18 protein-coding genes and 3 tRNA genes are annotated in these 24940 nt (G+C 50.4%); 7 read left to right on the top strand and 14 right to left on the bottom strand.

The features are described from left to right. Positions 1–36: 36 nt before the first annotated feature. From rnr to C1A11_RS09785, 12 genes are all read right to left on the bottom strand, one after another. Positions 37–2178, bottom strand: coding sequence for a ribonuclease R (gene rnr, locus C1A11_RS09840; protein WP_102050294.1), 2142 nt, complete (start codon positions 2176–2178; stop codon positions 37–39). Between the two features lie 275 nt (positions 2179–2453). Further along, positions 2454–2702: a preprotein translocase subunit SecG gene (gene secG / locus C1A11_RS09835; RefSeq protein WP_102050293.1), complete on the bottom strand. Its 249-nt coding sequence runs from the start codon at positions 2700–2702 to the stop codon at positions 2454–2456. 324 nt (positions 2703–3026) lie between these two features. Beyond that, on the bottom strand, positions 3027–3614 hold the full coding sequence (locus C1A11_RS09830; RefSeq protein WP_102051061.1) for a zinc ribbon domain-containing protein: 588 nt from the start codon (positions 3612–3614) through the stop codon (positions 3027–3029). Positions 3615–3678: 64 nt separating this feature from the next. Further along, positions 3679–5925: a DNA gyrase/topoisomerase IV subunit A gene (locus C1A11_RS09825; protein WP_102050292.1), complete on the bottom strand. Its 2247-nt coding sequence runs from the start codon at positions 5923–5925 to the stop codon at positions 3679–3681. 76 nt (positions 5926–6001) lie between these two features. Continuing rightward, the gene (locus C1A11_RS09820) at positions 6002–7984 is read right to left on the bottom strand and encodes a DNA gyrase/topoisomerase IV subunit B (protein WP_102050291.1); all 1983 of its coding nucleotides are present in this window, start codon (positions 7982–7984) and stop codon (positions 6002–6004) included. A 226-nt stretch (positions 7985–8210) separates the two neighbouring features. Next, positions 8211–10211: an ATP-dependent zinc metalloprotease FtsH gene (gene ftsH, locus C1A11_RS09815; RefSeq protein WP_423242030.1), complete on the bottom strand. Its 2001-nt coding sequence runs from the start codon at positions 10209–10211 to the stop codon at positions 8211–8213. 93 nt (positions 10212–10304) lie between these two features. Next, positions 10305–10844, bottom strand: coding sequence for a hypoxanthine phosphoribosyltransferase (gene hpt / locus C1A11_RS09810; RefSeq protein ID WP_180950380.1), 540 nt, complete (start codon positions 10842–10844; stop codon positions 10305–10307). 30 nt (positions 10845–10874) lie between these two features. Then, positions 10875–12227 carry a tRNA lysidine(34) synthetase TilS gene (gene tilS / locus C1A11_RS09805; protein ID WP_102050288.1) on the bottom strand — a complete coding sequence of 451 codons (1353 nt, stop codon included), beginning with the start codon at positions 12225–12227 and terminating at the stop codon, positions 10875–10877. Continuing rightward, positions 12217–13599, bottom strand: a complete 1383-nt coding sequence (dnaB, locus tag C1A11_RS09800; protein WP_180950379.1) for a replicative DNA helicase — start codon at positions 13597–13599, stop codon at positions 12217–12219. Before dnaB ends, tilS begins: the two co-directional genes overlap by 11 nt. A gap of 166 nt (positions 13600–13765) precedes the next feature. Then, complete coding sequence (rplI, locus tag C1A11_RS09795; RefSeq protein ID WP_102050287.1) at positions 13766–14209, bottom strand: 50S ribosomal protein L9; 444 nt, start codon at positions 14207–14209, stop codon at positions 13766–13768. Positions 14210–14282: 73 nt separating this feature from the next. After that, the gene (locus tag C1A11_RS09790) at positions 14283–16244 is read right to left on the bottom strand and encodes a DHH family phosphoesterase (RefSeq protein ID WP_102050286.1); all 1962 of its coding nucleotides are present in this window, start codon (positions 16242–16244) and stop codon (positions 14283–14285) included. Positions 16245–16291: 47 nt separating this feature from the next. Further along, on the bottom strand, positions 16292–18319 hold the full coding sequence (locus C1A11_RS09785; RefSeq protein ID WP_102050285.1) for a ribonuclease J: 2028 nt from the start codon (positions 18317–18319) through the stop codon (positions 16292–16294). A 387-nt stretch (positions 18320–18706) separates the two neighbouring features. Here C1A11_RS09785 and rnhA point away from each other — a divergent pair, with 387 nt between their 5' ends. From rnhA to C1A11_RS09745, 7 genes are all read left to right on the top strand, one after another. After that, a complete protein-coding gene (gene rnhA, locus C1A11_RS09780; protein ID WP_102050284.1) occupies positions 18707–19147 on the top strand; it encodes a ribonuclease HI in 441 nt (146 codons plus the stop codon). A 337-nt stretch (positions 19148–19484) separates the two neighbouring features. After that, positions 19485–20693 carry a cysteine desulfurase NifS gene (gene nifS / locus C1A11_RS09770; RefSeq protein WP_102050282.1) on the top strand — a complete coding sequence of 403 codons (1209 nt, stop codon included), beginning with the start codon at positions 19485–19487 and terminating at the stop codon, positions 20691–20693. A gap of 55 nt (positions 20694–20748) precedes the next feature. Then, complete coding sequence (nifU, locus tag C1A11_RS09765; protein ID WP_102050281.1) at positions 20749–21195, top strand: Fe-S cluster assembly scaffold protein NifU; 447 nt, start codon at positions 20749–20751, stop codon at positions 21193–21195. Further along, a complete protein-coding gene (gene mnmA, locus C1A11_RS09760) occupies positions 21188–22231 on the top strand; it encodes a tRNA 2-thiouridine(34) synthase MnmA (protein WP_102050280.1) in 1044 nt (347 codons plus the stop codon). Before nifU ends, mnmA begins: the two co-directional genes overlap by 8 nt. 234 nt (positions 22232–22465) lie before the next feature. Further along, positions 22466–22541 (top strand) — tRNA-Trp (locus C1A11_RS09755). Between the two features lie 4 nt (positions 22542–22545). Continuing rightward, positions 22546–22622: transfer RNA gene (locus tag C1A11_RS09750), tRNA-Asp, on the top strand. Positions 22623–22625: 3 nt separating this feature from the next. Further along, positions 22626–22701, top strand: a tRNA-Thr gene (locus C1A11_RS09745). A 203-nt stretch (positions 22702–22904) separates the two neighbouring features. Here C1A11_RS09745 and C1A11_RS09740 read toward each other — a convergent pair. Both C1A11_RS09740 and C1A11_RS09735 read right to left on the bottom strand, forming a co-directional pair. After that, positions 22905–23672, bottom strand: a complete 768-nt coding sequence (locus tag C1A11_RS09740) for a helix-turn-helix domain-containing protein (RefSeq protein WP_102050279.1) — start codon at positions 23670–23672, stop codon at positions 22905–22907. Between the two features lie 160 nt (positions 23673–23832). Beyond that, positions 23833–24618, bottom strand: coding sequence for a helix-turn-helix domain-containing protein (locus C1A11_RS09735; protein ID WP_242965900.1), 786 nt, complete (start codon positions 24616–24618; stop codon positions 23833–23835). Positions 24619–24940 lie beyond the last annotated feature (322 nt).

The raw sequence follows: 24940 nt of genomic DNA, 5'->3' as shown, positions 1-24940 counted from the left end.
GAGCTTTCTCATTTTGCGGGCTTGTCTATTTGTTTTTTATTTTTCCGTAGCGTCCGCTACCAGCTCAAAATCAATGTTGCCGGCAGAAACCGAAACGCCAATCAAACGTACCTTCACCGGATCACCGATACGGTAGCTTTTGCCGGAAAGCACATCCACAAGGCTGATATTGTTTACTACGCTCATTTCGCCGTCAGAAAGATGGCTGATGTGTATCAGTCCTTCTACGGTGTTCGCAAGCTCGACATAAATGCCAAAGCTGGTGACCGAAGAAACAGTGGCATCCATAACCTCGCCAATCTTATCCTGCATAAATTCTGCTTTGTAGCAGTCATCAGAATCTCGCTCGCTTGTCATGGCAAGCACTTCGCGTTCGCTGCAATGTGCAGAGGCCTCTACGACGAAGTTGCCATATTGCCCTTTCAACGCTTTTTCAGGCACACCTGCCAGCACAGCGGAGAGCATCCGGTGCACAATTAGGTCAGGGTAGCGCCGAATAGGAGAAGTAAAATGGGTGTAGTCTTGCAGCGCCAAGCCATAATGTCCTTTCGGGGTCGACATATATTTCGCTTTTGCCATGCTGCGCAGCACGTTGATGTGCACAGCGCGCTCCAGCGGGGTGCCGCGGGCATCGTCCAGCAACTTAGCAAGCTCCAGCTGGGTGGGCAGCTCACCGGCAAATTTGGCATCAAGGCCCATGCCGGTGAGCGCATCATGCAGCTTTTCTACCCGTTCGGGGTCAGGCAGCTCATGCACACGGTAGACAAACGGAATCTCCATTTTCTGCCCCATCCGTGCGGCACTGGTGTTGGCCAGCAGCATAAACTCTTCAATCATCTGCTCGGCAATGCCGCGCTCGACCTTTTTAATGTCGATAGCCCGGCCATTTTCGTCCAGCACAATCTTTGCTTCGCCGGTTTCAATCTCCATACAGCCTCGGGCTGCACGGCGCTGCGCCAGCTTTTCATATAATTCACGCATCAGATGCAAGGTGTCAACGCATTCGCTGTATTTGTCGAGTAGCTCTTTGCTTGCGGTTTCCGCATAAATCTCATTGATTTCGGTATAAACGCCTTTGACGCGGCTGCGCATGGCCGCTTTTACAAAGGTATAATCAATAACTTTTGCAGTGTTGTCCAGCTCCATAATGCAAGAGAAGCAAAGCCGGTCAACCTGCGGGTTAAGCGAACAGATGCCGTTCGACAGCTGCCGCGGCAGCATCGGAACGACCGCGCCCGCGGTATAAACCGAGGTAGCACGTTTGTAAGCTTCATCATTCAACGCGGTGCCCTCTGTCACATAATGGCTTACGTCAGCAATATGGACACCCAATCGATAACCACGCTCGGTACGAACCAGCGAAATTGCATCATCGATATCCTTGGTATCAGCGCCATCTATCGTGAAAATCGTCCAGTCACGCAGGTCGCGTCTGCCGCGCAAATCCTCTGTCGACACCTCTGCGTTTTCATATTTCTTCGCTTCTGCCTTTACCTTTGCCGGGAAAGGCTTCACGATTCCATGTGAGAACAAAATAGCTTTGGTGCAGGCTTTGGCGTTATCACTGGAGCCAAAACATTGCGATACACCTACACGGTGATCGCGATGGCTTTGCCCGCGTTCGAGGAACTCCGCTGCCACCTTTTCGCCAATTTCAGCACCGCCATCTGCACTCTTTTTAATCACAAGCGGCAAAGCTGGGCAGCGGTCCGGCAGTAGCACCAGTCGCCCGTCGATTTTATCGACAGTGCCAACCAGCTTATTGTTCTCTTCGACAATTGAAACCACTCGGCCTTCATCACTGCTACGCTCGCTGGGGGTAACAACTACCATGACAACATCTCCCGGCATAGCGCCCAGCAAAAAGCGTCCGGGAATGAAGTAATCGGCAGGTTTGTCCCCTGCTGCGGCATCACCTTCCAGCACGGGGGTAGCAAAGCCAAAGTTTTTGGCCAGCTTGGAGATAACGCATTTTACGGTTTTGCCGCCTTTTACTGTGGCGGGCACCGGACGGGTTGCTTTGGAATAAACGCCGTCTTTTTCTTGAATCAATCCATCTTCGACGAGGTAACCCAGCACCGATTGCAGCTTTTTCTCCTGCCCAAACCGCAATTTCAGCTCTTTATAACGGCGGGGTCTACGCTCTACATCTTTTAATACTTTTTCTCTTAATGACATACTAATTTCCGTTTCCTTTCCGGGTATTGCGCACTGTGGCTTTGCAGCCTTTACGCAACGCAAACGACCTGCGCTGTCGCGAGGCAGTTTTCCCTCCGCTTTCGCGGCTTTCGGCCTGCAAGCCGAATATTACACTTCTTCCAATCTTCCTTTTTCTTTTATTTTAACCCAATTAGCTCAAGAAAACCAAAGGCTGTCGTTTATTACTGCCAATTTTTTCCTAAAAATCAATGTAAAAAAATCCCGCCGGCAAGGGCGGGACTTTAAGCATTTGATTATTTGCCAAATACGCTAAATAAGCTAACCGCCAGGGTTACAACAAAGAAAACAATGGCAGCTACTTTGGTGTATTTTGCAAGGAGCGCATCCGTGGTGCGCGTCCGGGCTTCGGTCATCTGGGTTTCGCCACCGCCGATTGCACCGGAAAGGCCTTTGCCTTTAGATTCCTGCATCATGACCATCACGATGATAATCAGGCTGCTTGCGATCAACAAAACGCCGCCAACAATCTCTAAAACACTCATGTTTGAACCTCCTAAAGTTAGGTGACAGGGCTTTGCCTACACCATAAGCAATATTTAGTGTAACATACTCTTGTATGAAAAGCAATAGATTTGCGAATTTCTATTGGTTATGCTATCCACCGCCGCCATAAAATAGCAATCAAAAAAAGTAATAATGCCGCCGTCCCGTGCTATACTACCACCATAACACACGGTACGAAAACGGAATACTTATTTTACACAGTACGCAGCACTGCGAATTGTCGTATCTTGAGTAAACCGCAGTGCTGCTGATGTTATAAACGCCCGGAGATAATCCGGGCGTTTTGTTTTGCCTATTGTTAATTAATAAAGCATCGAGAAAAAGCCAAAGAACATACCGGCAATAATGCCCCATATAATCGAGGCACCAACCGTAATAGCCAGCAAAATCCAGACGTTTGCAGAGGACACCCCGCCAAATTTAGCAAAGTATGCTTCTTTCTCTAGTTGTGGCATTCCACTTGCAGCAATCGTGTGAGTATCCACATGTCGCATATAAAGCCAGTTGCCAAACAAGCCTGCCAACAGTTCAATCACGAACCCAGGGTAAACGCTGTTCAGTAAAATCCGCAGGCCCCAGGTACCGACTATGTAAATGACAGCTTCTTTGTACATCTTACGATAAACTGCCCAATACGGGAAAACAAAGAAAGCACACCAGTTCCACGAAACCTTGTTGTTGGTTGTACGCATTTTAAAGAAAGAATACTGGTAATAGTCCTGTTTCACTCCAATAAAAGCAATCTCGTCTTCAGATAGACCCGCTGCCTGGCCGCTTGGTGAAGTACCAGCGCCATTCTGCGCAGCAAATTCATCTTCGAGGCGTGCTCCGCACTGCTGGCAGAACTGGCTGCCCTGCGGGTTTTCGGTGCCACATTTCGTGCATTTCATAATAAATCCCCCTCACATACCCGGCGCAGTCACACACCACGCCGGGTTTTAATCGTTGGTTTACTTAAAACGAGATTTGCTCCGCAATATCATCTGCTTTTACCAGTGCGCCTGTGGCAGGCAGCGTGCGCACGCGGTAACGATGCGGGTCTGAAAGCTCGAGCATATCTGCTCTGCGCACGCTTTCGATGCGTACGTTTTTCTTTAAAGTGACAACTGCTACACCCACAGTGGTGCGGGTCGCTTTTTCAGGAATTTGAGTAGAGTGCACCAGCAGCATACGGCCGGCACTGGTAGTTACGGCAAGCTCCGCTTCCTCCGGCAAATATTCCATATGCACCACCGGCGACTTATCATTAAAGGCCGCCAGCAGTTTACGGCGGTTCTGCTTTGTCTGGTAGCTTTCCATAGGGATTTTTGCCGCCTTGCCATTTTCAAAGAAGAAGACCATATAACCTTTAAAATCTTCGGTCAGCGCCATGTAAAGCGGCAGTTCTCCATCTTCCATACCCATGCGTGCCGGAATGTATTCGCCCAGCACACTGGCTTTGGTATCGTCAAACTCACCCGCACGGCACTTATATACTTGCGCTTTGTTTGTGAAGAACAAAAGGTTTACGTTGTTTTTTGTTTCAATCTGGCAGCGCAGCGCGTCGCCCTCTTTCAGCTTTTGCTCATTGCTCATGCGCAAAGACTGCGGGGTGATCTTTTTAAAGTAACCTTCTTCGGTGTAAAAAACAGTAACGGGATAGTCAGGCATCTCTTCGGCGCCGTCCTCATCGTCTGCCCCACCGGGGATTTCGTACAAAATCTCAGTGCGGCGCGGCTGGCCGTACTTTTTGCGTACTTCCTGCAGCTCTGCAATGATGATTTTTTTGATGCGGGCCGGCTTTTCCAAAATCTCTCGCAGGTCGGCAATGTCATCTTCCAGCGAGGAGATTTCTTCGGTTCTTCTTAAGATATATTCACGATTGAGGTGACGTAGTTTAATTTCTGCAACATATTCGCCCTGAACTTTATCAATGCCAAACCCAATCATTAGGTTCGGCACCACTTCGCTCTCTTCTTCGGTTTCGCGTACAATGCGCACCGCTTTATCAATATCCAGCAAAATGGCTTTCAGGCCGCGCAGCAAGTGCAGTCGTTTTTCTTTCCCGGTCAGGTCATAATAAGTGCGGCGGCGCACACATTCGGTGCGGAACGCGCTCCACTCGGTCAGAATTTCGCGCACGCCCATAACGCGCGGCTGCCCACCGACGAGGATGTTGAAGTTGCAGTTAAAGCTATCCTCCAACGGAGTAAGCTTAAACAGTCGTGTCATCAGCTTTTCGGGGTCCTGCCCGCGCTTGAGGTCAAGCGTAAGCTTCAAACCGCCGAGGTCGGTTTCGTCGCGCATATCGCTGATTTCCCGGATGCGTCCCGATTTTACGAGTTCTGCGATTTTATCCATGATTGCTTCTACCGTTGTGGTCGGCGGAATCTGGGAAATCTCAATCATATTGTTTTCTTTGACATACACATATTTTGCGCGCATACGCACTGCACCGCGGCCGGTATCATAAATTTTACGCAGCGCCGCCTCATCGTACAACAGATAGCCGCCGCCCACAAAGTCCGGTGCTTTCAGTGTAGAGATAATTTCATGCTTTTCATCGCGCAGCAAAGCAATCGTCGTTTCACAAAGCTCGTCTAAGTTAAACGAGCAGATGTTAGATGCCATGCCGACCGCAATGCCAAGCGTATTATTACAAAGAATCGTCGGAAAGCTTACCGGCAGCAACGTCGGCTCGGTAGTTGTGGAGTCGTAGTTGTCTACAAAATCGACAGTTTCCTTATCAATATCCGCAAATAGTTCCGCGCAGATGGGTTCCAGCTTCGCTTCGGTGTAACGGGAAGCAGCGCAGGCCATATCGCGCGAATAAGCCTTACCAAAGTTACCTTTGCTGGATACATACGGCACCAGCAAACTTTCATTGCCGCGCGCCAGGCGGACCATCGTATCATAAATAGCCTGGTCGCCATGGGGGTTCAGGTGCATCGTGCTACCTACAATGTTTGCAGATTTGGTGCGGTTGCCTTTCAGCAAGTTCATCTCATACATCGTGTAAAGCAGCTTACGGTGCGCGGGCTTAAAGCCGTCGATTTCAGGCAGCGCACGAGAAACGATAACGCTCATTGCGTAGGGCATATAGTTTGTTTCCAGCGTTTGCGTAATCGGGGTTTCTACCACGACGCCCGCATCCAGTATCTCGACATCATCGCCAAGCTGAGGGCGATGCAGGATATTTTTTTGAGCTTTCTTTTTTGCCATCGGTCAATTTCGCCTTTCTTCCGCACCTGAAGCCAGGCACAGAATTTCGTTTTTGCCGCAGGCTGCGGCGGCTGGGCTAGGATACATCGAGATCGTCCAGGTATTCGTAGCCGTGGTTTGCAATATGTTCTTTACGCCCCTCCAGGTTATCGCCAAGCAACAAGTCGAATACTTGGGCCGTGCGTGCCGCATCATCCGGCGTTACCTTAATCAGGCGCCGGGTTTCAGGGTTCATTGTTGTCAGCCACATCATGTCCGGCTCATTTTCGCCAAGACCTTTAGAACGCTGAATTGTGTATTTATCCTTGCCGATGCGGTTCATAATCGAAGTTTTTTCCGGCTCGGTGTAGGCAAAGTAGGTTTTCCCTTTGCTTTCTATCTCATACAGCGGAGATTCTGCAATAAACACAAAGCCTTCTTCAATCAGGGTCGGCATCAAGCGGTAAATCATCGTCAAGATAAGTGTTCGAATCTGATAACCGTCAACGTCAGCATCGGTACAAATGATGACTTTGTTCCAGCGCAGATTGGCCAAATCAAAGCTCGAAAGTTCTTTTTTTGCTTTGCCGTGCAGCTCTACGCCGCAGCCCAGCACCTTTACAAGGTCGGTGATAATATCGCTTTTAAAAATGCGGTCGTAATCTGATTTCAAACAGTTCAGGATTTTACCACGTACCGGCATGATGGCCTGAAACTCAGAATCGCGGCTGGTTTTGCAGGCGCCAAGAGCAGAATCGCCCTCCACGATGTAAACTTCGCGGCGAGACATATCTTTGGTGCGGCAATCGACAAACTTCGCCACGCGGTTTGCAATGTCGAGCTGACTCGTCATCGTCTTTTTAATGGACTGACGGGTCTTTTCTGCATGCTCACGGCTTTGCTTGTTGATGAGAACCTGGCTGCACACCTTTTGCGCTTCGTCCGGGTTTTCAATAAAGTAAACTTCAAGTGTATGCTTCAAAAACTCGGTCATTGCAGTGGCAATGCCGCGGTTGGTAATCGCTTTTTTGGTCTGGTTCTCGTAGCTTGTCTCGGTAGAAAAGCCACTGGAAACGTACATCAAGCAATCCTGTACATCGGTAAAAGTAATGGTGCTCTCACCTTTTTTGTACATATTTTTGCTTTTCAAGTAAGCGTTAATCTGCCCTACAAACGCAGTTTTTACCGCGCGGTCCGGGCTGCCGCCATGCTCCAGCCAGCTGGAGTTATGATAATATTCCAGCAGCTGACGCTTGTTCGAAAAACAAAAAGCAGCGCTCATCTTCACTTTGTATTCCGGTTTATCATCACGGTCGCGCGCCATTGTTTCGGATTCACGGAAAATGACCGGAGTCATTCCATCCTCCCCTGCAAGTTCGGCTACATAGTCCGCAATGCCGTGCTCATAGCAAAACTCGGTAGTGGATGCTGGATCCTGAGATTCATCATTAAAGATAAACTGGATACCAGCGTTGACAACTGACTGACGTTTCATTACGTCAAGAAAGTAATCTGCGGGGATGTGGGTATCGGTAAATACCTCCGCATCCGGCAGCCAGCGAATGCAGGTGCCTGTCCGCTTTTGGCGGGTAGGCTCTTTTTGCAGCCCACCCACATTTTCACCGCGCTCAAAATCGAGGTGATAGTGCATGCCATCACGGTAGATATCCGCTTTCAGCCAACGCGAAGCGTACTGGGTGGCACAAAGGCCAAGGCCATTGAGCCCCAAAGAATAGCCATAGTTGTTGCCATCGCCTTTGTCATACTTGCCACCTGCATACATTTCGCAGAACAGCAGCTCCCAGTTATAGCGTTCTTCGTTTTTGTTGTATTCTACCGGGATGCCCCGGCCGTAGTCTTGTACCTCGATGGAGCCATCTTTATATTTGGTAACGACAATGCGATCGCCATAGCCTTCGCGGGCTTCGTCAATCGCGTTGGAAAGAATCTCGAACACCGCGTGTTCGCAGCCTTCCAATCCGTCAGAGCCAAAAATAACGCCTGGGCGTAACCGTACCCGGTCAGCACCTTTTAGGCTGGAGATGCTCTCATCATTATAAGCTTGTTGTTTTTTTGGCATCTTTGCCTCCAGAATCTGAATTGAAAAGGGTGCACTGCACCCTTACTTCTTATTATTAAACACTTTTCGTTGTGGCTTTGTCAAGGCGGCACCAAAGATATTGTGCTTCGCTCGTAACCAATTTTTCTCACTTATTTTTGTTATTTCCGGTTACGTGGTACTTATGCAGTGACAAAAAAGCAGACAGTATGTTTTCTTCAACATACTGTCTGCCACGAGAATCTTTCTAGATATCGTGATTTTCTTCGTCCTGTGTTTCCTCAGGCTGCGCTGCCGGTGCTTCGGCATCTGCGGGCGCTGCCAGCTCGGTTGCGGGCTCTGCTGCCGGGCTCTCCTGCTCTGCCGCTTCGCTTACTTCCGTAGCGGTCGCCTCAGCGGCTTCGCTCGGCTGCTCTTTCGAGGCGTCCAGCTCCAGCGGGGGCAAGGTGCCGCCCGTCATCAGGGTGCGGAACTCGCTGCCCGAAAGGGTCTCACGCTCCAACAGAGCATTTGCCACAACATGCAACTGCTCCATATGCTCGCTGAGCAGTTTGGTGCATTCTGCATATGCCTCTTCAATAAATTCGCGCATCTCTGCATCAATCTCAGAAGCAACCTCTTCAGAGTAGTTGCGGCCCTGGCTAAAGTCACGGCCCAGGAAGGTTTCGCTCGGGTCGGTACCGTACACCATGGGGCCCAGTTTATCCGAGAAGCCATAGCGGGTGACCATTGCCCGGGCAATTGCAGTCGCGCGCTGTAAATCGTTGGATGCACCGGTCGAAATATCGTCCAGCACCAAATGCTCGGCAACACGGCCGCCCAGCAGAATGACGATTTCGTCCTCCATATGGCGCTTTGTGTCAAACGAAACATCTTTTTCAGGCAGGCTCATCGTAAAGCCACCTGCCATTCCGCGCGGGATAATCGTGATGGTATGCACCGGGTCACCCGTGGGGCTGTAATAGGTGGCGATGGCGTGGCCGCCTTCGTGGTAAGCGGTAAGCTTACGCTCTTTTTCGGTCACGACGCGGCTCTTTTTCGCCGGGCCGGCGACAACCTTAATGCTTGCCTCTTCGATTTCGGACTGGGTAATCGCCTTTTTACCGCGGCGTGCAGCAAGCAGCGCTGCCTCGTTTACAAGGTTTTCCAAATCCGCACCGGTAAAGCCGGGGGTGGTTTTTGCAATGGTAGACAGGTTGATGTCGGGTCCCATCGGTTTGTTGCGGGTGTGCACGCGCAGAATCTGCTCGCGGCCACGCACATCCGGCAGGCCAACATAAATCTGGCGGTCAAAACGGCCCGGACGCAACAGCGCACGATCGAGAATATCCGCACGGTTGGTTGCAGCAATGACAATTACACCATCGTTGGCGGTAAAGCCGTCCATCTCAACCAGCATCTGGTTCAGGGTCTGCTCACGTTCGTCATGCCCACCGCCAAGGCCTGTGCCACGCTGGCGGCCTACGGCGTCAATCTCATCAATAAAGATAATGCAGGGCGCATTTTTCTTTGCTTTATCAAACAAATCACGTACACGGGAAGCACCGACACCGACATACATCTCGACAAAGTCAGAGCCGGAGATGGAGTAGAACGGTACACCTGCTTCGCCTGCGCAAGCGCGGGCAATTAAAGTTTTACCGGTACCCGGAGGGCCCACCAACAATACGCCGCGCGGAATACGCGCACCTAAAGTGCTAAATTTGCCTGGAGTTTTCAAAAACTCGACAATCTCTTCCAGCTCAGCCTTTTCTTCGTCCGCACCAGCCACATCCGCAAAGGTAGCGCGTCGGCCGGTTTCTGTCTGGTCTTTCACTTTGGCTTTGCCGACATTCATCATGCCGCCGCCACCGCCGCTTTGACGCATCATAAAGTAGAAAAGGCCACCCATCAAGAGCAAGCTACCCAGTGTCGGCAGCAGGGTGATAAACCAGTTGGTGGTGGCAGGGATAATGTCATACACCATCGGGCTATCCGGATTTGCCTCATTATAAGCAGCGATGTCATCGCGAACTTCTGCATAAAGCAGGTCAACGGACGGCACCTTGTAAAGGATATTGCCGTTTTTATCGCTGTTATTATCCGGTTTTTGCAGCTTCAACGTCAACTGGCTTTTGCCAGCGTCAATGGTGAATCCTTCGACTTTCTGCTCCTCGAAGTAGCTGAGAATCTGCGAATACTTTACCGTCGAATATTCCGAGGGCATACGCAGTACCACAGCCATAATCACCAGCGAAAGAATCAGCATGATATACATGCCGGCAGAATTCTTTGGTTTTTTGATCAAATTCAGTTCAACTCCAATTTCAAATGGTTCGCCGCTTTATTAAAGAAAACAGCCTTAAACCGTATAAACCTCGGGTTTGAGAATGCCGATAAACGGCAGGTTGCGGTACTTTTCATCATAGTCGAGACCATAGCCGATTACGAATTCGTCGGGAATGGAGAAGCCAATGTAATCCGCCTGGATGTTTGCCTTGCGGCGTGCGGGTTTATCAAGCAGAGTCGCAATTTTGATGCTCGCCGGGTTGCGGTCACGCAGCAGCTGGGTAAGATACTCCAGCGTAATACCGGTATCGAGAATATCCTCCACGATCAAAATATCGCGGCCGGCAATCTCGGTGTCGAGATCTTTTACAATTTTGACAACGCCAGAGCTTTTTACGCCGGAACCGTAAGAAGAAACGACCATAAAGTCAATCTCCGCGGGCAGGTCAATTGCGCGCATCAAATCGGTAAGAAAAACAACCGCACCTTTCAGCACAGTAACCAGCAACAAGTTTTTGCCCTGATAATCTTTGCTGATCTGTGCGCCCATTTCGGCAACCTTTGCAGAAAGCTCAGCCTCGCTGAGCAAAACATTTTTAACATCATTATACATTTCGTGCATCCTTATTTTCCCCCTGAAGTTCTATGGTTCAATTTTAACAAGCAGGACTTCCTCCGTCTGTGACCCGGGCACATAATCTTCTGCAAAGCCATATCCCCAAGCCCACAGCACTTCGCTGCCACATGCAAGCACAGGCAGCCGGTCTCTTTCCGGCAGCGGTACTCCGTCTTCGATAAAAAGCTTTTTCAGTGTCTTGCCAACACCGCGTCCTGCCGGTCGAAAATGGTCCCGTGCACGGCGGGTTCGCAACACCCCGCCTTTTTCGAGCTTATTTTTTATCATACCATAATCGGCATAATTTTTTAACTCTTTTTTGTTTTGTTTACAATTTTTTATCATTTGGTCCACAGGTAACACTAAAATTTCGAACCCGTGTTCCGGAAACTCTGTATAAACACGCAAGTCGGGGGCAAGTTCCCCGATAGTTTGCCCCGGCTCTTCGCGGTAAATTACAAAACTGCCCTGCCGCACAGCAGCAAAAACATTAAGTCCACGCGCCAGCTGTGCTTTTTTTGCACCTTCCAACGCTTTTGCGCAAGCTTCCACCTTGGCACGGTCGGGGGTGCAAAACGGTTCCATCAGCTGGCAAAAAGCTGCTTTACGCACCGGCAAAGGTGCACGGCGCAGTTTAGCGGCAGCAGTGCCGGTGTCTGTACGCGCCGCTGACAGCAGTGCACACGCCTGCTGATCAATGTACTGTGCGGTTTCGGCAGCATCCTGCGCAAACAAAGCAATGTTTTGTGCAGCACGCGTGTTAATGCGGGCAAGTTCAGGTGCTACCTTGTGGCGCACCCGGTTACGGGCATATTGCAGGCTGGCGTTTGTTTCGTCGGTGACGAAACTCAGAGTTTCCGCCTTACAATATTGCTCTACCTCCGCTCTTGTGCAAAATAAAAGCGGGCGAATAAAAACATCCCGCTGTACGGGTATGCCCCCCGCCCCGCCGAGTGAACAACCACGGGCAAGCCGCAGCAATACCGTCTCAGCATTGTCGGTGAGGGTATGTGCGGTAGCAACCTTTGCCCCCTGCTCTTTTGCAAGCTGGTCAAAAAAAGCATACCGCGCCTCGCGCGCATCATTTTCGGATGTTTTCCCCTTCGCGGCAAGGTCGGCGTGGCATACAAAAAGCGGCACGTCGGCATTTTCGCAAAGCTGCCGTACAAATGTTTCATCCGCATCTGCGGCAGCCCCGCGCAGCCCATGATTTACATGAGCTGCCAGCAGCCGAAAGTCCTGCTTCTGCGAAAGGTCGTGCAGCAGATGGAACATCGCAACCGAATCTGCACCGCCTGACACTGCCGCAATCACAATTTCTCCGCTGCGAATCAGCCGCCAAGCAGCAATGGTATCCGATACTTTTGCTTTAATACTCATCGCGTGAATACTCCAAATTGAGGAAGCGGGTATGAGCGCCGTCCCAACCAAGGTTTACGGTGCCGACCTCGCCGTGTCGGTTTTTTGCAACAATGCATTCCGCGGTGTCAGCACTGGTTTCTTCACCATCGAGGTCATAGTATGCCTCGCGGTACAAAAACAGCACCGAGTCCGCGTCCTGTTCGATTGAGCCGGAATCACGCAAGTCCGAAAGCATCGGTCGATGATCTCTGCCGCTGCCACGCTCGGTATTACGAGAGAGCTGTGACAGACAGATAACCGGCACATTCAGCTCTTTTGCCATGATTTTTAGGTTACGGGTAATATCACTGATTTCCTGTACGCGGGATTCGTTGCGCTTACCGGAGCTCATGAGCTGTAAGTAGTCAATAACGACCAGCCCAACGTCCGGCTTTTGGGGATCTTGATTGATACGGCGCACCTTTGCTTTAATTTCCGGCACAGTAACCGATGAGGTATCGTCCATAAAGATGTGCGTCTGAGCCAGAATATCACCGGCCTGTGCAAGGTCGACCCAGTCTTCGCCCGAAAGCGTGCCGGTGCGCAGCTTTTGGCTATCGATACCTGCCTCACTGGAAAGAATACGGGTCGTCAACTGGTCTTTTGTCATCTCAAGCGAGAAAATTGCAACCGGCAGCTTTTGCTTTTTCGCCACATTGGTGGCAATGTTCAGCGCAAAGCTGGTTTTACCCATACCGGGGCGAGCCGCCAGAATAATAAGGTCGCTTCGTCCAAGGCCGGTCAGCATTTTATCAAGATAGGTAAAGCCTGTCGGGATGCCGAGGAACTTGTCACGGTCGGGACCTGAAATCTGCTGCAAATGAGAATAGGTCTCAATGATTGTGCTGGAGATTGGCTGCATGGCGCTTTGGTCGCGACCAGAGCGAATCTCATAGATTTTCTGCTCGGCGGCTTCCAGCAAAATGTCCGCGTCCGATTCCTCATTCGACTGCGCAAGAATGTCTTTGGCGGCATTCATCAGCTGACGGATGAGATACTTTTCATAGACCATATCCGCATAGGTCGGAATGTTGGAAATCGAGGGCACAGTTTCTGCAAGTGCCGTGAGGTACACCTTTGCCTCGTCTGCAGAGCCAAAAACGCCAGCACCTGTCACTGCGGTAAGTACCGTGACAAAATCAATCGCACCGCCGCCGGTAAAAAGACGAATCAGCTGACTGAAAATCTCGCCGTTTTGACGAGAATAGAAATGCTCCGGACGCAGCTTTTCAATGAGCAGCGGCACACAGTCGCCAGAAAGCAGCGCTGCACCCAGCACCGCTTGTTCGGCTTCCATATTGTAAGGCAGATTGATGCCAAGACTTTCAAGTGTGAAAGAGAGGTTGTCCATAAATTGTTCCTGCTTTTCGATTGGATTTTTTGAAACCGAAGGGTGAATCATCGTCAGGGCTGCCGCCCCGCAATGGGGCTATAACCTGCAAAGCAGATGCCCGGCAGACCCCAAAAAATGAGCAGCCGGGCATACGCTGCCGCGCCATATCAGCACGGCAGAACGTTTATTCTTCTACTGCGACCGCCAGCTTTGCGCTGACGCCCGGGTAAACTTTTACCGCAATTTCATAACGGCCATAGTTTTTAATTTCGTGGTCCAGCACAAATTTGCGTTTATCCATCTGCTGGCCCAGCTGTTTTTCCACAGCCTCGGCAATGTCTTTTGCTGTAACAGCGCCAAACAAGCGGCCCCCCTGGCCTGCTTTGGCATGCAGCGTCACGGTCTTGCCGTCAATTTTTGCCGCTGCCGCTTTGGCTTCTTCCAGCTCCACCTCTGCGTGGTGCTGTTTTGCACTCTCTTTGTTTTTGATATCATTCACCGCAGAAGCAGAAGCTTCTACCGCAAGTTTACGGGGCAGAAGAAAATTGCGGCCATAGCCGTCAGATACTTCCACCAGCTGATCTTTTTTACCGATGCCTTTGACATCCTGTTTGAGTACGACTTTCATTTGAGTTCTTCCTTTCTGAACACTGCGCTGACGCAGGCAGCCCTTCGGCAGAGCCTGCACCGGTGCAGAGAGATTATTCTTTATTCTGATTGGTGCGATATTCATCAATCGCAGCCATCAAATAGCTTTTTGTTTTTTCCATGCTCACATCCTGAAGCTGTGCACCTGCCATCATTAAATGGCCGCCACCCCCCAGTTTTTCCATAATGAGCTGTACGTTCACTTCGCCCATACTGCGAGCCGAAATCATAATACCGTTGCCGGTATCCACTGCCACAAAGCTTGCCTGTACCCCTTCGATGGCAAGCAGATCATTCGCCGCCTGCGGTATTACAACCGCAGAGTCGGATTCGACCTGCTCTGCCGCTACAATGGCACAGCCTTTGTAAATCTTCGCCTGTGCAACCAGCTTTGCCTTTGCTTCATAGCATTCCAGCGAACCGTCGAACAGATGCTTCACGTTTTGGGTTTGTGCGCCCATGCGGCGCAGGTAAGCGGCGGCCTCAAAGGTGCGCACACCGGCATTGATGGCAAAATCGCGGGTGTCCAGCATAATGCCGCCCAGCAACGCTTCCGCTTCCAGCGGGGTGGGTTTCTCTTCCCTGCCGCCGGTATATTGCAACAGCTCTGCCACCAGTTCGCTGGCAGAAGAAGCATACGGCTCGTGATAAAAGATAACAGCATTGTCGATGTGGCCGACCATCTTACGGTGATGGTCAATGACCACGACGTTTTGCACTCGCTCGTAAATTTCAACCGATTCGAGCAGCGTCGGAATATGGGTATCCACAACGATAAGCAGCGTAGAGGTAGTCACTCCGTCCAGTGCATCCTGCACCGAAACAAAATCTTCGCCATAGCCATTTTGGCACATGCGGTCAATGACGCTCGTTGCAAGCGTACGCGAGCGGTCAACTACAATAGCTGCGGGCTTATCGAGAATTTTACAGATACGCAGCACACCGATAGCGGCCCCCATCGCATCCAAATCGGTCATACGGTGACCCATAATCAGCACGCTGTCGCTTTGCGCAATAATATCGCGCAGTGCTGTTGCAACAATACGGCTTTTTACTTTTGTGCGTTTTTCTACGCTACGCGAAACGCCGCCGTAGAATTCAAATCCTTCCGGAGATTTTACAGCAGCCTGATCTCCGCCGCGTCCCAGGGCCATATCCAGTGCAGAATCCGCCATCTCCAGACATTCCCGGAAGCCTTTTCCGCCCCGGCCAACGCCAATGGAAAGCGTCACGATGCCTGTTTCGGTACCGACGTCCCGCATTTTATCGAGGATGTCGAACCGGCTCTCTACAATTTTCGCAAAGTTTTGCTCTTCCATAACCGCTATGTAGCGCGACGCTGAGGTGCGCTGCAAAAAACCGGTAGTCGCTTCGATAAAAGTTTCGAATACGCTGTCAATTTCGCTGCTAATGCGCGCTTTCTCGCTGTCTTTCAGCTCTTTGAGCACCTCATCATAAGTATCCACAACAATGCGCATCACCACCGGGCGCGAAAGGCTGTATTCTGCGGCTCGCTGCTTTAGGTCGGTATCTTCTGTAAAGTAAGCAATGTACAGGCCATCTCCGCTGAAGGCACCGGTCCCCTGTACCGTAAAGCCCCGGCCATTTGCCTCCAGTGCCTGCCCGCCCGGCGCCGAGATTTTTTCGGCGTCGAACCCTGGCAGTACGCGGTAAATACTTTGCAGATAAGTCTCTTTGCCGTGCATGACATCATTTAAAAATGCATCGTTATACCAAACAATGCTTTTGCCCGAAAGAATCAGCACCGGCATGGTAAGGCGTGCAAGGGACATCTGGGTAACACTGTCATCGTAGCCCGCACCATGCAAAATATTAGCGATTGTTTTGCGCATTCGGTAAATGTTAAGGGTTAGTACAAGCCCCACAGCACCCAGCACAACAAGCGCTACCACAAACAGTGCCGGGCTTGCCAGGGCGAGCAGCAGGGCCAGCCCGCCACACGCCACTGACAGCAGCACGATTGCAAAATCGGTTGTAATAAACTGTTTTTTCATGCGCAGTTCTCCCAAAGAATGACAAAGCGGCCCCGTTTATGCCATCATTAAACTTCCAAAATCACCGGCAGAATCATGGGGCTGCGGCGGGTTCGGCGATACATCAGCGTAGAAAGACCGTCCCGCACTGCGCCGCGCAGCTCTTCGGGGTTGCGGCGCTGGAACTCTGCCTCGTTCTTATCAATGATTTCTTTCACAAGGGTTTTTGCCTCACGAATCAAATCTTCGGCCTCTTTCATATAAACGAATCCGCGCGAGACAATGTCCGGGCCGGAAACAAGAGAGCCAGTCATGCTGTCCACCGCTGCAACTGCCATAATCAGGCCGTCCTCCGAAAGGTGGCGGCGGTCGCGCAGCACTACGCTGCCAACATCGCCAACGCCAAGCCCATCGACCAGTACGCGGCCTGCCGGCACAGTGTCCTCGATGCCGATGGCATCATCGGTCAGCCGGATAACATCACCGATATCTGCAATCAGGATATTTTTGGCGGGAATGCCGGTATCCTCGGCGGTAAGAGCATGTTTTTTGAGGTGCTTATACTCACCGTGAACAGGAATGAAAAATTTCGGTTTGGTCAGGCTCAGCAGCAGTTTCTGCTCTTCCTGGTAGGCGTGGCCCGAGGTATGGATGTCATACATGCTCTCGTAAATAACCTCAGCACCCAGCTTCATCAAGCTGTTGATTACTTTGGTAACCATCTTCTCATTGCCCGGAATGGGGGTGGCCGAAATAATAATGAAATCGCCGCTTCCAACCCGCACATTGCGGTGGCTTCCGCCGGACATACGAGAGAGCGCAGAAAGCGGCTCGCCCTGGCTGCCGGTGGTGACGATAACGAGGTCTTCGGGGCGAATGCGACCGATTTGGTCGATGTCTACAATAATGCCTTCCGGTGCTTTCAGATAACCCAGCTCAAAAGCCATTGCGGTATTGTTAATCATGCTGCGGCCAGAGATTGCCACCTTGCGCTTGTATTTCACGGCCATATCGATAATCTGCTGAATACGCTGCAGGTTGGAAGCGAAGGTTGCAATGATAATGCGTTTGCCCTCTGCTCTTGCAAACAGGGTTGCAAAGCTGGCGCCCACCGACCGCTCGGAACGGGAAAAGCCCGGACGCTCGGAGTTAGTGGAGTCCGAAAGCAGAGCCAGCACGCCTTTGTCGCCATAAGCGCCAAACGCTGCAAGGTCGATAACTTCGTCGCTGACAGGAGTGAAGTCTACTTTAAAGTCGCCGGTCTGAATTACGGTGCCTGCCGGAGTTTCGATGGCAAGCGCGACTGCATCGGGGATGGAGTGGTTGACCCGGATAGGGGTGACACTCATGCAGCCAAGCTGAACCTTCTGCTTCGGCGTAATCACATTGAGTTTTGCCGAGGCTTTAAGACCGTGCTCTGCCAGCTTATTGCCAATGAGCCCGCAAGCAAGACGGGTTGCATAGATGGGCAGGTTAATCTGTTTGAGCAGATACGGCAGCGAGCCAATGTGGTCCTCGTGGCCGTGGGTGATGATAATGCCTTTGATTTTATCTTTATTCGCCATCACATAGCTGAAATCCGGGATAACGAGGTCAACGCCGAACATTTCGCCGTCCGGGAACATCGATCCGCAGTCCACCAAGAACATATCGCCATTGCATTCGTACAGCGTCATGTTTTTGCCCACTTCACCCAGGCCGCCCAGCGGGATGATGCGAAGTGCCGATTTCTTTTGCCCGCCATTACGGCCGCGGCCGCGCTGGTTGTTTTGGCGGGGCTGTTTTTGCTGTACGGGCTTTTGCTGCGCTGCATTTTTCTGCTGCTGCGCTGCTGCGTTTGCCTGTGCGGCAGGCTGGTTTTGCACATTGTTCTTTTTCGGCTGGTTATTTCTACGTCCGCGCTGCTGGTTGTTCTTGCGCTCGGGCTGTGCTGCCTCTTCTGTTACAGCAGCACCGACCGCAGCAGCAGCCGGGGCAGCCGGCTGGGCTGCTTTGGGTCTGCGGGGGTAATACTTACGCTTGTTCTGCGCTTTCGTCGAAGCGGTACCTTGAACAGCCGCTCCGTTTGCCGGGGCGGCATTTTTATTATTTTCCATTTTGTCCTCCAATTTTGGGCAAAGCCATACACATGGGCGGAGAACCCCCGTTCCCCACCGAAAATGCGGTCACTTCCGCTGCGTCGCTTTTAACCCGGTCAATCATTTTATTGTCTTTTATCTAAGCGCCGGCGTTGCCGCGCATTTAGCCTTGCTGGGTATCCGTCAAATGCGGAAAAGCAAATCTTGTGCAATAATTAGTATATAGTATAGCACACTTTATCTTTTTTTCATACGGGGACCCTACTTTTTTTCTTGCGCTGTGGGCACCGTTTCTCCATCTTTCCCTCCTCTTTGCACAGTAGTTGTGTTTCAATCAAAAAGCCGATATAATACAATAATAAATGTAAAAAAGAATATCACATTAAAAAGGAATGTTGAGGATATATGAAACAAGTTACAATTTTTTCGGACGGTGCATGCAGTGGAAATCCAGGCCCTGGCGGCTGGGGTGCCATCTTGCGTTATCGGCAGGTAGAAAAAGAGCTTTGCGGCGGTGAGCCTGAAACCACCAATAACCGCATGGAACTGACCGCGGTACTGCGTGCACTGGAACTGTTGCGCGAGCCGTGTGAGGTTACCCTTTGCAGCGATTCTAAATACGTGATTGATGGCTTACAGAAAGGCTGGGCCAAAGGCTGGCAGCGCAATGGCTGGCGCAAAGCGGATAAAAAGCCCGCACTAAACAGTGACCTTTGGGAAGCACTGCTTGCCGCTGCCGAGCCCCATACCTTAAAATATCAGTGGATTAAAGGCCATGCAGGGCATGCAGAAAATGAGCGATGCGATGCAATGGCGGTCGCCCAGAGCCAAAAATACCGCAAATAGTAAATCCCTCGCACCTGCTTTTCAACTTTTATAAAAGGTGCCTGCTTTTAAGATTGGCAATCCCACAAAATGTATTCCGGAAAGTACGATTCGAAACCGATTTTTTTATCCCTGTGTTTTTGTGGCAAGCCTTTTTTCGCTTTTTTCGCCCGCCTTGTTGCTGCTTTGCATCTTGGCGGGCTTTATTTTTGGGCACGCTTGTGATGCACATAAAAAATTTTTTAAACTATACTGAAATTGAGTAGTTTGCTATTGCAATTCCTACCTTATTGGTATATATTAATCACAGAGGCCGGACTTTCCCCGGTTCTCGGCTATTAACAGGAAAGAATGGTGAATTGTTTTGAAAACGATCTATCTGGATAACGCAGCCACCACACCGGTTGCGGAAGATGTTTTAAACGAGATGCTGCCTTATTTTAAGGAGCATTACGGCAACCCCTCCAGTATCTACTCGGTGGCACAGGCAAGCCGCGCCGCTGTAGAAGCGGCACGCGGCAAAGTAGCCGCTGCGCTGGGCTGCGAACCCGCTGAAGTATTTTTCACCGCGGGCGGCAGCGAAAGCGATAACTGGATTATCAAAGGCGTTGCACATAAATTGGCCCCCTCGGGCAAAAAGCACTTAATCACCACCGCTTTTGAGCATCATGCTGTGCTGCACAGCATGGCTTCGCTTGAAAAAGAAGGCTTTGAAGTGACCTACCTGCCGGTAGATGCAGACGGCCTTGTCACCGCCGAGCAGGTTCGCGCCGCGCTCCGCCCTGACACTGCGCTGGTTTCCATTATGTATGCCAACAACGAAATCGGCACCATTGAGCCGATTGCTGAAATTGGCGAAGTATGCCACGCAGCGGGTGTCTTTTTTCACACCGATGCGGTTCAGGCTGTCGGCGCTGTCGAAATTGACGTTAAAGCTCAGCACATTGATGCTCTTTCGCTTTCGGGCCATAAGTTCAACGGCCCCAAAGGCATCGGTGCTGCTTATATCAAAAAAGGCGTGCGTCTGCCCAACCTCATCGACGGCGGCGGACAGGAGGGCGGACGTCGTGCCGGTACTGAAAACGTCGCAGGCATCGTCGGCCTGGGCAAAGCCATTGAAATCGCAACCGCGGATATTCCGCACAAAGCTGCAAAGCTTACCGAGATGCGCGATTACGTGATTAAAACACTTTGCGCTGCTTTGCCTTATGTTAAACTGAACGGCCATCCCACCAAGCGTCTGCCCGGCAACGTCAACCTTTCCTTTGAGGGCATTGAAGGCGAAGGCATGCTGCTTTTGCTTGATGCAAAGGGCATCTGCGCTTCTTCCGGCAGCGCCTGCACCAGCGGCAGCCTGGACCCCAGCCACGTTTTGCTGGCGATTGGTCTGCCCCATGCGGTTGCACACGGCAGCCTACGGCTTACCTTTGGTGTGCAGAACACCATGGAAGAGGCCAAAGCAGCTTGTGAGGCGCTTGAGACCATTATCCCCCGTCTGCGTGCAATGAGCCCGATGTGGGAGGATATTGAAAAAGGCCGCGTACCGGCTCACCTTCCCGTTCACTGATTGATTTTATCTTAATTTATATACAACTGATAAGAATAGAAGGACTGAAAACAGTATGAATTATAGTGCAAAAGTAATGGATCACTTCTCGAACCCCCGTAACGTCGGCGAAATTATCGATGCCAACGGTGTCGGCGAGGTCGGTAACCCGACCTGCGGCGATATCATGAAAATGTACCTCAAAATCGAAAACAACGTAATCGAAGACGTAAAGTTTAAAACCTTTGGCTGCGGTGCGGCTATTGCTACTTCCAGCATTGCCACCGAGATGATTAAAGGCAAAACCATTGATGACGCACTGAAACTGACCAATAAGGCGGTTGTTGAAGCCTTGGATGGCCTGCCCCCGGTAAAGGTGCATTGCAGCGTTTTGGCGGAGCAGGCTGTTAAATCTGCTCTTGCTGATTACTATCGCCGTCAGGGTGTTGACCCCGAGCCGCTGGTTGGCAAACTGGTACAAGATTGCCACGACTGCTGCGAAAACGGTGGCTGCCATGCCTAACTCGGCTTTGGACCGCATTTTGGTCGGCATGTCGGGCGGGGTGGACTCCTCGGTTTGCGTGCAGATTTTGCGGGATCAGGGATTTGCCGTGGAAGGTGCGGTCATCCGCTTTTCTCCCGCACACGACAAAGCTGTTGAAGAAGCCAAAAAAGTAGCCGCGCAACTGGGTGTTCCTTTGCGCGTGTTAGATTGCGAAGACCGCTTCAATGAAGCGGTCATTCGTCCGTTTTGCGACAGCTATTGCAAAGGGCGCACACCAAACCCGTGCGTACTTTGCAACCCAGCCGTAAAATTTAAAGCAATGTGTGATGCCGCAGATGAAATGGGTATCCGCTATATCGCAAGCGGCCATTACGCCCGCATTGCAGAAACTCCGCATGGCTTTGCCGTACAAAAAGCAGTTAGCACTGCGCGCGACCAAAGCTATATGCTGTACCGGTTGCCGCAAGAGATACTGTCCCGTCTTTGCTTGCCGCTTGGCGAGTTTGAAAAGCCCGCTATTCGAGAAATGGCACGCGAAATGGGGCTGTGCTGTGCCGATGCGCCGGATAGTCAGGAAATTTGCTTTATTCCGGACGGTGATTACGCCGGTTACATCCAGGCACACGGCTATGCCGGGCTGGAAGGCTGGTTTATTGCACCGGATGGGAAACGCCTTACCCCCCACAAAGGCGTAATGCACTACACGGTCGGTCAGCGAAAAGGTCTCGGCCTTTCACTCAACCGTCCGGCCTTTGTAAAGCGCATTTGTGACAACGGGGACATCCAGCTTGGTTTTTCTGGCGACGAGTTTTACGATGGCATCACGCTGAGTGACGTGGTTGCCCCGTTAAAGCCATTTGCAGCTGGCGAGCAGTATGAAATCAAAATCCGCTCGGTAGCTACCCCTGTGGCCTGTACCATCGTGGATGCAAGCGATGACCGCCTTGCCCTGCGTTTTGCTGAACCTGCCCGTGCCCCTGCCCCCGGGCAATCTGCTGTGCTTTACCATGGAGACATTGTAACCGGCGGCGGTTTTATTGAAGATATGATTTAAGCGGCCATATCGGTGGCTTTTTATAGAAAAACAACCCGTTGCAATCAGCAAAAGGGGGTTGTTTTTCTTTCTTTTTGGCTCTCTATATTTCGCCAAAACAAGCGAAAATGCAGTGTTTACAGGGGTTTTAAGACTTTTTTAAAAAAAATCAAACTTTTTTCGGAAAATGTATTGACTTTTGGCCTAATCTTCGGTATTATATATGAGCGCTCTCAATTCGGGTGCAGCCCAGATAGGGGTATAGCTCAGTTGGTAGAGCAGCGGTCTCCAAAACCGCGTGCCGAGGGTTCAAGTCCTTCTGCCCCTGCCATTGTGGCCCGGTAGTTCAGTTGGTTAGAACGCTAGCCTGTCACGCTAGAGGTCGTCAGTTCGAGCCTGATCCGGGTCGCCATATGCTGTCTTAGCTCAGTCGGCAGAGCACTTCCTTGGTAAGGAAGAGGTCGTGCGTTCGAATCGCATAGACAGCTCCATAAAAAACTCGTAAATTCAGCTTTACTGAAGCTTAGTTTACGAGTTTTTTGTTTTATGTGAATTTTCAACAACAAAACAATAACGAAAAAGCCGAACCTTAAAAAGTTCGGCTTTTTTCTATTTTCGCCTTTTATCCTTTTGCATACACTTGTTTGCTGTTGTACTTTTTCTTGTGTTAATCTGCAGCAGTGCTCGCCAAGCTCTATTCGTAATACTTGCCCGCAAAATACATTGGTACGAAAAATCCCAGGCAGCCTACAAACACGACCCAACGACCGTAATTTTGCCAGCCTTCAAAAAACAGGTTTTCAAGCAGCAAATAAACAAGGGGCGAAAGGATGGCCACTGCCATCATCCAAATACGCCCAGCGCGTAAAATGTGCGGCCAGTTGCTATTGTTAAATGACAGTCCCGGGATGTTCATGCGCACGACACCGCTGCTATAGGTGTTAATTTTATATTCATCGTAATACGCTGGCAAACGTTCTTTTGCAAACAGACAAAACCAGCCTCCAAAAATCAGGGTTAGCAGCTCTATTAATAGCAAATCGTCTTTCATCGAAAGCAAATTGGTCCCCGTCTGGACCAGTATCCATAGCTCCAGTGCGACCAATGCCACGCAACCAGCATACAGCACGCCCCTCTGTTTTCGCTTCGTCTTTTGTTTTTTCTGCTCTTTTTCAGAAGATAGACGAATGGTTTCGTTTACCAATGCGTCTACTTCGCCTGAAGAAAAGGACGGCTGCGCTATGCGCTCGCCCCGTAAAAGCTCGGTAGTGCTTACCCCAAGCTGTGCCGAAAGCGGTAGCAATAAGCTAACATCCGGCATGCTCAGCCCTCTTTCCCACTTGCTTACAGCTTTATCTGAAATGAGCAATTTTTGCGCAAGCTCCTTTTGTGTCATCCCTTGGGCTTTGCGCAGTTCTGCTACAAATGCACCAAATTTTTGATTATCGATTTCCGACATCATCCTCGCCTCCTTACCCCGCTATTGTACCGCTACCTGCACACTGCCGCAACCGACCAGCAGTAGAATGAGCGATTTTCTGCATCTGACAATACGTTAGCGGTGAGTATTAAACATTTTTTAGACACATAGAAAAAAGCAGGCTTTAAAACAGCCTGCTTTTTTATATATGATCAGAAGTTTCATCTCTCTCGTTTACATCCAGCCATATATCTCCGCTAAACCAATATCCGCATACCGATACCTGGTATGCGCCATTGGGCAACGGTATTATTTTTTCTCCTTCTTCCAGCTGTTCATAGTAGTAAAGTTTGCCTTTATCGTCCAACAGCATCAACTTGGCTTCCCCGACTTTGATTTTTGTTTTGAGGTGAATTGCTCCATCTTCCAGCGTAAACGTGTCCGGCTGGCTGCTGCCACAGAGATAGTTGTGATGAAAATCCAGACTAAGCGTTTGTCCTTCCGCAGTTTCACTTTTGCCGCTATGGGCAAACGACATATCTGTACCCTGCCCCAGCTTTTCTACGACTGCCGATGGACTTTCAAAGTAAACCGGCGCCCGGGCGATCTGCCCTTGCAGTGCTTGCCGCCACATCGAGACGCATATCGAAATATTGAGCAAAAGAAGCACGAGCGGAATTACCAGCCCTTTAAAAAAAGACTGCCATTTTTCTCTCGTGGTTTCTTCTTGTGCCACAGCAACACAGCTCTCTACAATTTTTGCAGGCTGGTTAAGCTCTTCTGGTGTCCCGGCCAGCAGCTCCTCTACTGGAACGCCAAGGCAGTCTGCCAGGGGCTGTATTAAAGTAATGTCCGGGTAATTAATACCTCTCTCCCATTTTGATACTGCCTTATCGGTAACATGTAGACATTCTGCCACTTCTTTTTGCGTCAGGCCCTTTTGCTTTCTTAGGTCTGCCAGCTTTTTGCCGAATAATTCTCGTTCCACGCAGGCACCTCCTTGCTGTTTTATCATACGCGAGAGAGAGCCAAAAAGCAATCGACCATTTGTTTACCCTCTCTTTTTAGCCCTTTTTCGCAATATTGCTTGTTGAGGTCCCGCTAAAATTGCATCTTAAACTGAAATAATTTTAAAATTACAAAATTTATTGTTTTAGCACTTTACCGCTTTAAAATAAACAAAATGCAGCATTTCTTATTTATTTTATTTTGATATTACTTTAAAAGCACATTTTGCTTTTCTTTGCTTTTTTCTGTTTTAGTTTTTGCCGCAAAATATTTGATTGAAAATTAACAATGTTTTCGTTATA

Source organism: Pygmaiobacter massiliensis, assembly GCF_900199435.1.
Classification (GTDB): Bacteria; Bacillota; Clostridia; order Oscillospirales; family Ruminococcaceae; genus Pygmaiobacter; species Pygmaiobacter massiliensis.
The sequence above is the reverse complement of the archived record's forward strand: the minus strand, read 5'-3'. Positions and strand labels throughout refer to the sequence as shown.

Bases quoted from the DNA above. Each gene is read 5' to 3' on its own strand.
- C1A11_RS09820 (WP_102050291.1), bottom strand. From the start codon at position 7,984: ATGCCAAAAAAACAACAAGCTTATAATGATGAGAGCATCTCCAGCCTA.
- C1A11_RS09785 (WP_102050285.1), bottom strand. From the start codon at position 18,319: ATGGAAAATAATAAAAATGCCGCCCCGGCAAACGGAGCGGCTGTTCAA.
- tilS (WP_102050288.1), bottom strand. From the start codon at position 12,227: ATGAGTATTAAAGCAAAAGTATCGGATACCATTGCTGCTTGGCGGCTG.
- dnaB (WP_180950379.1), bottom strand. From the start codon at position 13,599: ATGGACAACCTCTCTTTCACACTTGAAAGTCTTGGCATCAATCTGCCT.
- nifU (WP_102050281.1), top strand. From the start codon at position 20,749: ATGAATTATAGTGCAAAAGTAATGGATCACTTCTCGAACCCCCGTAAC.
- rnr (WP_102050294.1), bottom strand. From the start codon at position 2,178: ATGTCATTAAGAGAAAAAGTATTAAAAGATGTAGAGCGTAGACCCCGC.
- rplI (WP_102050287.1), bottom strand. From the start codon at position 14,209: ATGAAAGTCGTACTCAAACAGGATGTCAAAGGCATCGGTAAAAAAGAT.
- secG (WP_102050293.1), bottom strand. From the start codon at position 2,702: ATGAGTGTTTTAGAGATTGTTGGCGGCGTTTTGTTGATCGCAAGCAGC.
- C1A11_RS09740 (WP_102050279.1), bottom strand. From the start codon at position 23,672: ATGATGTCGGAAATCGATAATCAAAAATTTGGTGCATTTGTAGCAGAA.
- ftsH (WP_423242030.1), bottom strand. From the start codon at position 10,211: ATGCTGATTCTTTCGCTGGTGATTATGGCTGTGGTACTGCGTATGCCC.
- C1A11_RS09825 (WP_102050292.1), bottom strand. From the start codon at position 5,925: ATGGCAAAAAAGAAAGCTCAAAAAAATATCCTGCATCGCCCTCAGCTT.
- C1A11_RS09790 (WP_102050286.1), bottom strand. From the start codon at position 16,244: ATGAAAAAACAGTTTATTACAACCGATTTTGCAATCGTGCTGCTGTCA.
- mnmA (WP_102050280.1), top strand. From the start codon at position 21,188: ATGCCTAACTCGGCTTTGGACCGCATTTTGGTCGGCATGTCGGGCGGG.
- hpt (WP_180950380.1), bottom strand. From the start codon at position 10,844: ATGTATAATGATGTTAAAAATGTTTTGCTCAGCGAGGCTGAGCTTTCT.
- C1A11_RS09830 (WP_102051061.1), bottom strand. From the start codon at position 3,614: ATGAAATGCACGAAATGTGGCACCGAAAACCCGCAGGGCAGCCAGTTC.
- rnhA (WP_102050284.1), top strand. From the start codon at position 18,707: ATGAAACAAGTTACAATTTTTTCGGACGGTGCATGCAGTGGAAATCCA.